Genomic DNA, 8,870 nt, shown 5'->3' with positions numbered 1-8,870 from the left:
CCAATATGTTATGGACTCTTACACGCTATTGACAATATTGTGCTCAAGTGATATCTTACTTTCTGGAGTGTACAAAATTGTCCAATCGATATGGGTAAAAGGCGAATTGTTGTAACGGGAGTTGGAGTTGTAGCTCCCAATGGTATAGGAAAAAACGCTTTCTGGGATGCCTTAATAAACGGCAAATCCGGGATTGACAAGATTACCTTATTTGATGCTTCTTCTTTCCCAGTTAAAATTGCAGGCGAAATCAAGAATTTTGACGCTTACGAATATATGGATTTTAAGACAGTAAGAAGAACAGGAAGGTTTGCCCATTTTGCGGTTGCTTCGGCAAAGATGGCTATTGAAGATGCTGGTATAGAAAAAGAAGATTTTAAAAATAAAAAAAAATCGATTTACATGGGTTCTGTTGTGGGAGGCATAGGATTTTCCGAAAAAGAACACATTAAACTTCAAGAAGGAGGTGTTCACAGAGTAAGTCCTTTTACCTCTACCGCATATTGTCATGATTCTGCTGCCAATGAAATTTCCATTAAATTAGATTGGAAAGGAGAAGTTAATAGTATTTCTTCGGGTTGCACTTGCGGGTTGGATGCAGTTGGAACTGCATTTAAAGATATTAAAACTGGTAAAATAGATATTGCAATTGCGGGAGGAACGGATGCGTCCGTAACGCCTTTGACATTAGGCAGTTTATGCGCAACAGGAATTCTTTCTACGCAAAACGGAAACCCTACTAAAACGAGCCGTCCGTTTGACGCAAAGCGGAGCGGAGGCGTTTTAAGCGAAGGCGCAGGGATTGTAATTTTAGAAGAGCTGGAACATGCTCTTAGCAGGAATACTTTCATATATGGAGAGATAATTGGCTATAATACAAATACAGAAGCTTCTAATTTGTTCGACAACGATGTGAATGGTAAAGGATTTGCAAGGGAGATGAAACAAGTTTTAGAGCAAGCTTGTCTTGAACCAAAAGATATAGATTATATTTGCGCTCATGCTCCTTCCGATATTGTAAGGGATAGGGCAGAGACAATTGCGATTAAGGAAGTTTTCGGCGATTATGCGTATAAAGTGCCTATAAGTTCAATTAAGTCAATGACGGGAAATCCTTTGTCTTCCGCAGGTCCTATGCAAATTATTGCTTCTCTAATGGTTATAAAAGACAAAGTGATTCCTCCGACTATCAATTATGAATTTCCCGACAATGAATGTGATTTGGACTATGTTCCTAATAAAGCAAGGAAAAATATAGTTGATGCTGTGCTCATTAATTCCCATGGTTTTGGTGGAACTAATGCTAGTTTAATAGTATCTAAAATTTAAGAGGTTAAAAGTGAATTTAAAAATTTTGAGTCTGATGATTGCTACTCTTGTAAATATATTTATTGGAACGTACATACTATTTAGAGGTCCTAAAAAAATAGTAAACTTTGCTCTTTCATTGGTTGTGTATGGCTTTTCTGTTTGGAGTTTGTTTAACCTGTTAGTTAGTATTGCCAAAGATATACGATGGGTTGCAATCTTTGGTCATTGGTGTTTTGCTATTGGTGCTTTTATGCCTCTGCCCATTTTATTTTTTTCTATGGTTTTTCCCAAGCCATTACCAAGATGGGGTAAGCTAAATTATGGAAATCCTATCCTAAATTATGGTTCAATTGTTTTAGGAATACTATTCATCTCTCTCTCTTTTACTAAATTTATTCAAAAAGATGTGTATACTTTACCAAATGGAGATTTTCGACCTGTAGTAGGTATATTGTTTCCGCTATTTACAATTTATATAATAATAAGTGTAAGTTTAGCTTTATCATATTTATTTAAAAAATGGAAAACTATAAAAGTAGGGATTGAAGCAGTACAATTAAGAACACTTTTTAGTGGTTTACTAATTGGAACTTCTCTTGCCATAATTACAGGTGCGATTTTGCCAGCCATTGGGTTCCCACAATTTATTGCTATTGGTCCAGTCTTTTCAGTATTGATTGCTGGTTTTACCGCTTATGCTATTGTTCGTTATCGCCTTTTTGATATTACTGTAGCAATTAAAAAGACAGCCATATATACTCTTTTAACTGCTTTTGTTACCGCTTTTTACATCGCTGGAGTTATTTTAGCTGAAAAGTTATTTAGGGGTATAGTTAGGTATCAGACTTTCTTTCCCGCTGTTTTTGCGGCTTTAATTGTGGCGTTTGTGTTTTTGCCTTTAAGAGAGAAAATTCAAACTTTAGTCGATAAAATGTTCGGCAAGAAAAAATATGAATATCAACGCGTTCTTAAAAAAATGGGTAAGGAATTAAGCAGGGTTTTACCTTTGACAAGATTACTGAAATATATTTTAAAGAATATAACGGACACAATGGGTATAGACGGAGGTGTTATCTATTTGCGCGAGACAAATAAATTCAAAGCAAAGTCTTTATTGGGAAAGTTTCTCAATAAAAACATTGCCTTTTCTCAAAACGATGCCCTTATTGTTTGGATGACGGATAAAAAAGATGTAGTTATTAAAGATGAATTGGAACAGATGGGGGAGGGTAAGCAATTTCAGGATATAAAAAATTCTCTTGATAAAATCGGAGTGGAGATGGCAATACCGATAATTAGAGAAGATATTTTAACGGGGCTCATTTTTCTAAAGAGCAAATCTTCAGGTGATATGTTTACGGAAGAAGATGTAGACCTTCTGCTTACTCTTGCCAATCATGCGGGCGTTGCCATTGAAAACGCGCGTCTTTATACGCAGGTGGAACAAGCAAAATTATATCAGGAGAACATTTTAAAAAATCTTGCGAATGCGGTTATCGTTACGGATAAAGAGGATAAGATTCGCATATTTAACGAAAAAGCGCAGCGAATTATCGGAATTTCGGCTTCTTTAGCTATAGGAAAAAATTATAAAAAGGTTCTTCCTGATGAGTTTTCTCAAGCTATAATTGATGTAGAAGAATTCGGTAAAGGTTTTTCCAGCTATGAAATAGAATATATTAGGGACAAGAAAAAAGCGGATGTTGATAAAGTAAAACCAACGATACTCGGCGTCGGGACTGCGGTGATAAAGGGAAAGAATAACAGAATAAATGGTGTAATTTTGGTTCTTGCTGACCTTACGGAAATTAGGACATTGGAGCGCCAGTTAAATAGAGCCGAAGAACTTGCTACTGTGGGGACTTTGGCTGCGGGTATGGCGCATGAAATTAAAAATCCTTTGGTTGCCATCAATACTTTTTTTGAATTACTGCCGCAAAAATATGACGACCCTGAATTTAGGAATGAGTTTTCCGCTTCTGCCTGCGAAGAGGTGAAAAAAATAGATGGTCTTATCCATCGGCTTCTTAATTTTGCTCAACCAAAATCTCCTAATTTTACCCTAAATCATATTCATAAATGTATTGATGGAAATTTGAAATTTATGAGCACAAAGCTTAACAGTTATGGTGTAGAAATAATTAAAAAATATGCCCCCGATATTCCTGAAAATTACATAGATAAAACAAGATTTGACGAAATCCTGTTAAATCTTTTACTTAATGCAATAGAAGTAATGGAAAACGGAGGGAAATTATATATAACGACATCTTATGAAAAGACCGAAAATGGCAGACAAATTCTTTTAAAAATTCAGGACACCGGAATTGGAATTCCTGCGGAAAATCTTTCGCGGGTATTTGACCCTTTCTTTACCACGAAAGACAATGGAACAGGGTTGGGATTGGCTATTGTTTATCGCGCTGTAATTGACCATGGCGGTAATATAGAGGTCGAAAGCGAAGCGGGTAAAGGAACTACTTTTTTAATATATTTGCCAATATTCTTAAAAGCGTATAGTCACAAATTTTTAACCGTAAAACCATGAAAAATATACTAATTGTTGCAGAGCAAAAACAGATAAAAGAATCATTAAAGGCAATACTTGATGATAAATTTTTTCTGTTTTCCGTTTTAAATTCTCAAGAAGCGCTGCGGATAATAAAAGAAAAACAGATTGACGTTTTAATCTTAGACACTCCCATAAAAGGGATGGATGTTTTGGAATTTATTCAGCAGGCGCGAAGTATTGCTTCCGAAATTATTCCAATAGTTCTTCTTTCTACGTCTGACGAAAGGGCAAGAGAAGAGCTTATGGAAAACAAAGTTTATGAATGGCTCGTCAAACCTTTCCAAAGAAAAGAACTTGCTTATCTTATTTCCAGAGCAAATGAAAGAATTCAGCTTATGAAGAAAATCAAGGTTTTGGAAAATGAAAAAACTCAGCCTAATTTGGAATCAAGGGAAATTTTTGCCGAAAATAAGGATTTCTTACCCGAGGAAGAATTTAGGCGTCTATTCTATTACTATCAAGAGACATTCAGGAAATTTTCCCGCATTTTGACCCATATATTTAAGCCGGAAGAACTATTTGGAATGATTGTAACCACATTGTCTGAAGTTTTTGAAGTAGGGAAATTGGCAATTCTCTTAAAAGAAGAGGGTAATTCTTTTTACAAAATCAAAAATGCTTTGAGGATGAAGAAGGATATTGTGGAAGATTTTAGGGTTAAGGATGCAGACGGAATTGCAGGCTGGCTTTTAAAAAACGGTCAAATATTGACAAAACATAATAAACTGATTCCGTCCCATGTCAAAGAAGAAATGGAACTTTTGGAAGCGGAGATATGTATTCCGTTATTTGACGATAGCGAACTTTTGGGTTTTTTAAGTTTGGGCAAAAAAATTACCGGTGAAGATTTTACTGTTGGTGAATTGAAGTTTTTATACATGATGAGCAACTATACGGCATTGGCTATTCAAAACTCCTGCCTTTATAAGGAAATTATTCAACATAGGGAACATCTTTGCGATATAATGAAAAATATTTCTTCGGGAGTTTTAACTATAGATAAGGAAGGTAAAATAACCTCAATAAATAAATCTGCAAAAGACATTTTTGGAATAAAAGACGATTTAATAGGCAAGAATATTCAAAAAGCCGGTTCTATAATTGCCGACATTATGCTTAGAACTCTTTATGATGAAAAAGCTTATAACAGACATGAGGTAGTGTATCCGGGGAAAAATATTTCTCTGGGTATCAGCACAGTTCCTTTAAAAGATGAAGCTAACAGAATCAAAGGTGCTTTGATGGTTTTTCAGAATATCTCGGAAGTTAAAAGATTGGAAAAAGAATTAAACAAAACAAAAGAAGAAGAATTCTGGAGGGAACTTGCAGGAAGAATGGCTCACGGAGTAAGAAATCCGCTTGTTTCTATCAGCACATTTGCTCAACTTTTGCCTGAAAAAAACCAAGACAAAAGTTTTGTGAAGGATTACCACGAAACGGTTTTAGACAGTGTTTCCAAGTTAAATCATATTGTTGACCGACTGGAAAAACTTTCTGACGCTTCGAAACTTAATCTTTCTATGGAAAACATCAATTCTATTTTGGAAGAAGCTATGGGCCAGTTCCAAGAAGAGTTCAAAAAGCGAAACATAAATCTTAATAAAAATATTGATAGTTCTGTGCCGATGTGTTTGCTTGACGGCGATAAATTGAAAGAAGCCTTTTTAAATCTCATGCAAAACAGTTTGTCTGCTATGCCGATAGGTGGAAGATTAGATGTCGAGACTTCATATGATGATAGCAAGAAACAGGTTCAAATAACATTTAAAGATAACGGTAAAGGCATAGATTTTGAAGATATGTCAAAAGTTTATTCCCCGTTTTTTACGACAGGAACAAAAGGGTTGGGGTTGGGACTTCCTATTGTAAAACAGGTTGTCGAAAAACACGGCGGAAGCAGTAATATATCCTCAATGCCTAATAAAGGAACAACCTTTGACGTATTTATTCCCATTGTCACAGAAAAAGAAGAAGTTCCTATACCTGTTTGTAAATCCGAAGCAGTGCCTATTTATTCTCCCAAGGATTCGCCTGTAACCGAAAAATATTCCGATGGTTGGATAGCTCCCGATATAGAACATGAAGATATAAAAAAAGAAAGTTCAAAGTCTAAATTGGAAGGTAAGTCTGAACAAGAACCTACGGATGTTTCTGCCTCCCCACTGACAGATAAGCCCAATGAGCCAAAAGCTATAGACGTTTCTTCTAAAAAGCAACTATCTTTGGAAGAAGAAGTGTCTTCAATGGAGAAAAAATTGATAATCGATGCTTTGGAAAAAACAGGTGGAGTTAAAATTAAAGCTGCAAAATTATTAAACATAAGTAGACGAATGTTCTCATATAAAATGGAAAAGCTTGGTATAAAATAAGAAAACACATCTGGTTCGATGTTATAAACATATAAGAGGGCGGTTAATAGAAGAAGACATTCATATACTACAAGAAAGGGGAAGCGGATGAAAAAGAAGAACAAAATAATTATTGTGGATGATGAGAAAAGTGTCAGAGAATCCATGAAAATGATTCTAAAGGATTATTACGATTTATTGGTTTTTACCAAAGGTGACGAAATATTAAAAGAATTTAAAGAAGATATGGCTGATGTGGCTTTATTGGATATAAAAATGCCGGGAATGAGCGGGATAGAACTTTTAAAAAAATTAAAAACAATAGATGAAGATATTGAAATAATAATAATTACAGGATATGGTACGTTAGATAGTGCTACGGAAGCGATGCGAAATGGCGCTTCTGCGTATATAAATAAACCGTTCAGTAAGAATAAACTTCTTGAAATTATAGAAGAGAAAATTAAAAAAAGAGGGAAGAATAGAACAAAGAAAAAGAAATTGATAGAGTTGGAAAATGTCCAAAAATCACTTGAGAAAAAGACAAAGGATTTTTATTATTCTACGGTAGATTCTCTTTTAGCGGCAATCAATGCTAAAGACGGTTATACTTCTATTCATTCCGAACAAGTTGCACGTTATGCTTCATTGATACTAGAAGAATGTTCTTCCTTTGTGAAACTTATCCCCGAAGAAAAAAACATATTTCATTATTTGGTTTCTCTGCACGATATCGGGAAAATAGGAGTTCCAGAGAGGATATTAAGTAAAGACGGAGAATTGGATGCTAAAGAATGGAAAATTATTCAAAAACATCCCGATATCGGCTGTTCCATAGTAAGCCCGATATTAAATCCTATGAGCACATTGAAGAAATATATGTGTATAATACAAGACCATCATGAAAAATATGATGGGACAGGATATCCCAAAGGGAAGAAAGGAAACGAAATTCCATTGTTTGCCTGTATAATATCTATTGCGGATGTTTATCATGCTATGCGTTCAGACAGACCATATCGAAAGGCTCTTAGCAAAAAAGAGACTTTAAAAAATCTTAAAGAAGGTAGGGGTACTCATTTTCATCCTGAAATTCTTGACATAGCTTTGAAAGTTTTAGAGAATAGCGGGGATTAATAATAAAGGGAGTCTATACTATTGCATTGTCAAATTAGTTATCGGTCAGACTTCGTCTGCCCAGACGGGTTAGCAGTTTTGTCGTGCCCGAATGCTTAAATCGGGTATCGAATGTTTTAATCGGGCGCCCAGTATGTAGAGATTCCCGCTTAAAAATTGCGGGAATGACACACTATCAGAAATTAATTGGACAGAACACTGTAGTTGCCCATTTACCTGCCCGCTTTCCGTCTCGCCTTTGGCTTGCCGAGGCGGACGCAAGCCTTTGGCTTCGCCGAGAGGCGAGCAGGCGGGTGGACCGTTTACCGTTGCCGATAAATCGGCAACTACTTTATAATTATAACAAGGGGGAATAATAATGAAGAAATTTCTTGCGATGGCTTTTTTTATTTTATTTATTTCAACTGCATATTCTGCAAGTATGCAGGCGCCTTCTATTGGAGCAAGAGCTACGGGGATGGGTGGCGCATTTGTGTCTATTGCAGACGACCCTTCTTCTCTTTTTTACAATCCGGCGGGATTAGGATTATGTGAGGGGACTTTATTTATGAAAGGCGAAGCTTTTATCGCTCCGTATTCATATTATGAAGCAGAAGCCGCGGATAAAGAAAAAAGCACAACGACTGTCCAGATGATACCCAATATTTTTTTTACACATAATTTTAATGATTCTTTTTCTATGGGGTTAGGATATTATGTGCCTTTTGGTTTGGGACAAAGATGGAAAGACGATGCTGCTTTAAACTATAACTCTACTCGTTCGGAAATATCGTTGCAAAATCTTCAAGCAGGGGCCTCTTTTAAATTGACAGATGATTTATTGATAGGCGCGGGTTTAGCAGAAGGCTTTTCAAAAATGAATACCAAATCTTATTCTATTGTTATTCCTGACGGAGGAGTTTTACCCAGTGCGGCGTATGTTAAAACTGAGGGAGAAGGAAGAGGAACATCCGGTAATATCGGTTTTCTGTGGTCGCCTTCTTCTTATGATTGGACAGTAGGCGGTGTTTGGCGAAGCGAAACAAATGTCAAATTCAAAGGTGAGGTTGACATAGGTGGTGCAGGTTTTACTACATTTGACAGAGAAATTTCTATGGATTTCACATTTCCTCAAACAGCATGTTTAGGAGTTAGTTATTCGGGTTTTGACAGATGGCTTTTAAGCGGACAGGTTGATTGGGTAAATTGGTCTAGAATGGATACTATTACTCAAAAATTAGATGACCCTGTAACTCTTTTTAGTCCGCCTGCTACAGTTATTACTACGGATGAAATAGAAATCGCGCGCGATTGGAAAGATAGATATATCTTTAGAATCGGAGCAGAATATGAAGTAACTCCCGAGTTTGCTTTAAGGGGTGGCTATATGTGGGATCCGTCTCCTGTTCCTACGGAAACCCTAGACCCTATGATGTTTGATTTTTCAAGTAACAGATATTTTATAGGCGCGAGTTTCCCTGTATGGACAACGAAGATAGATGTTGCATATGCATATTCTCAAG

The 8,870-nt window shown here is 36.1% G+C and carries 5 protein-coding genes; all 5 read left to right on the top strand.

Annotated elements, in window-relative coordinates; translation table 11 throughout:
• Positions 1-90: 90 nt before the first annotated feature.
• Positions 91-1,329: a beta-ketoacyl-ACP synthase II gene (locus KAS42_02420; protein ID MCK4905087.1), complete on the top strand. Its 1,239-nt coding sequence runs from the start codon at positions 91-93 to the stop codon at positions 1,327-1,329.
• A 10-nt stretch (positions 1,330-1,339) separates the two neighbouring features.
• Positions 1,340-3,859 (top strand): GAF domain-containing protein, encoded by a 2,520-nt coding sequence (locus KAS42_02415; GenBank protein ID MCK4905086.1) that lies wholly within the window; start codon positions 1,340-1,342, stop codon positions 3,857-3,859.
• Positions 3,856-6,252, top strand: coding sequence for a response regulator (locus tag KAS42_02410; protein ID MCK4905085.1), 2,397 nt, complete (start codon positions 3,856-3,858; stop codon positions 6,250-6,252). The genes KAS42_02415 and KAS42_02410 overlap by 4 nt, the downstream gene beginning before the upstream one ends.
• Before the next feature lie 87 nt (positions 6,253-6,339).
• On the top strand, positions 6,340-7,368 hold the full coding sequence (locus KAS42_02405) for a response regulator (protein MCK4905084.1): 1,029 nt from the start codon (positions 6,340-6,342) through the stop codon (positions 7,366-7,368).
• A 358-nt stretch (positions 7,369-7,726) separates the two neighbouring features.
• On the top strand, positions 7,727-8,870 hold a 1,144-nt coding region (locus KAS42_02400; GenBank protein MCK4905083.1), incomplete at its 3' end, for an outer membrane protein transport protein.

It is taken from the genome of bacterium, assembly GCA_023135785.1.
In the GTDB taxonomy this organism is placed as follows: domain Bacteria; phylum CAIJMQ01; class CAIJMQ01; order CAIJMQ01; family CAIJMQ01; genus CAZNJA01.
Note: the sequence above shows the minus strand (reverse complement) of the source record. Positions and strands in the feature narration are given on the sequence as shown.